This is a genomic window from Kocuria dechangensis (assembly GCF_014636775.1).
Taxonomy (GTDB): Bacteria; Actinomycetota; Actinomycetes; order Actinomycetales; family Micrococcaceae; genus Kocuria; species Kocuria dechangensis.
Genome location: NZ_BMEQ01000070.1, coordinates 1 through 1,658, shown reverse-complemented (window position 1 = coordinate 1,658; position 1,658 = coordinate 1). Strand labels below are relative to the sequence as shown.

Sequence of the window (1,658 nt, the reverse complement as noted above, 5' to 3'; positions counted from 1 at the left end):
GCGGGGGATGATGTGGCATGGCCAAGTCGTTTCGCCCGGTGCTCCGGGACCAGCCGATGCTGTTGCCGGTGGATATGCGGGAGTGGCTTCCGCAGGATCACCTGGCCTGGTTCGTGCTGGAAACCGTGGAGGCTCTCGACATCACCGCTCTGGAACGCACACGGCGTCGTGGCGGTGCCGGTGCTGCTGGCTACGATCCGCGGATGCTGCTGGGACTGTTGGTCTACGCGTACTGCCAAGGGGTGCGGTCATCACGGGCGATCGAACGGATGTGTACGACTGATGTGGCGTTTAGGGTGCTGTGCGCCCAAGACGGCCCGGACCACACCACGATCGCCAGGTTCCGCGCCGATTCCCAGGACGCGTTCACGGACCTGTTCGCACAAGTCTTGATGATCGCCGCCCGGGCCGGGCTGGGGCGGTTCGGCATGGTCGCGATAGACGGCACCAAGATCGCAGCCAACGCCTCGATCGACGCCAACCGCGGCCAGGACTGGTTCGACCGGCACGTCGCCGGCGTGGTCACCGAGGCCCAGGAGACGGACCGGGCCGAGGACGCGGAAGCGCGTGGGGGTGATGGCGATGACCGCCCGGATCGGGTGCCCGCAGCCTTGGGCGACCGCACCCGGCGGCGGGAGAGGATCCAGCAAGCCGCCGAAGAGCTCAAAGCCCAGCAGCAACGACGTACCCGGGGCCAGGCCGAGCACGAGGCCGCCGCGTTGGCGAGGCGCCGCCGCTCGGAGCAGGGGCAGCCGGTGGTCGGACGGATCCCGAACGGGCCGCACCGGCTCGCCGAGGCACGGGCGCACCTGGCGCGTGAGATCGCCTCCCATCAGGCGAAGCTGGACCGATACGCGACCCTGGTCGCGGCCGGCAGGAAACCGATGGGGCGACCGCCGGTGCCGATGGCCGACAGCACCAGGGTGGCGCGGTCTCGCCGCGTCGTGGCCAACGCCGAGGCCGCCGCAGCCGCCGTGGAGTCGGGCCCGGCCGGGAAGGGGCTGCCGAAGGTCGTGGCGAACACCACCGACCCGCAGTCGCGGATTATGCCGACCCGTCGAGGGTTCCTGCAGGGATACAACGCCCAGGTCGCGGTCACCAGCGATCAGCTGATCGTTGCGGTACAGGTGGGACAGACCCCGAACGATCAGGCCTGTTTCACCCCGATGATGGACGCCGCCCAGGGCGCCGCGGCTTGGATGCACGCCCACACCGGCAACCCCGATCACCTGGTGGGCACCGTGCTGGCCGACGCCGGATACAACAGCGACGCCAACCTCACCGCCGCAGGACCGGACCGGTTGATCGCCCTGGGCAAGCGGCGCGACGACCAACGCACCGCGGCCCAGGAACCAGCACACGGGCCGCCCTCAGCGGATGCGACCCCGCGTAAGGCCAACGCCCACCGGTTACGCACCCGTGAAGGCCGCGATCTCTACAAGCGTCGAGCAGCGACGGTGGAACCGGGCATCGGCAATCTGAAGAAGATCATCGACCGGTTCTCCCGCCGCGGTCTCGAGCACGCCACCAGCGAGCTGCACCTGGCCGCCACAGCGTTCAACATTCTCAAGATCCACCGAGCAGCCCCCGCAGCCTGAGCGCCTGAGCTTCAGGGCCCTCCTCCGATGTGGCCCTGGGCCAGTCACTCGTTCTCAGCG

Annotated in this window: 1 protein-coding gene; it reads left to right on the top strand. The window is 69.4% G+C overall.

Annotation, left to right across the window (positions count from 1 at the left end):
• Positions 1-17: 17 nt before the first annotated feature.
• Positions 18-1,598 (top strand): transposase, encoded by a 1,581-nt coding sequence (locus IEW07_RS20675; RefSeq protein ID WP_229742031.1) that lies wholly within the window; start codon positions 18-20, stop codon positions 1,596-1,598.
• The last annotated feature ends 60 nt before the right edge of the window (positions 1,599-1,658 follow it).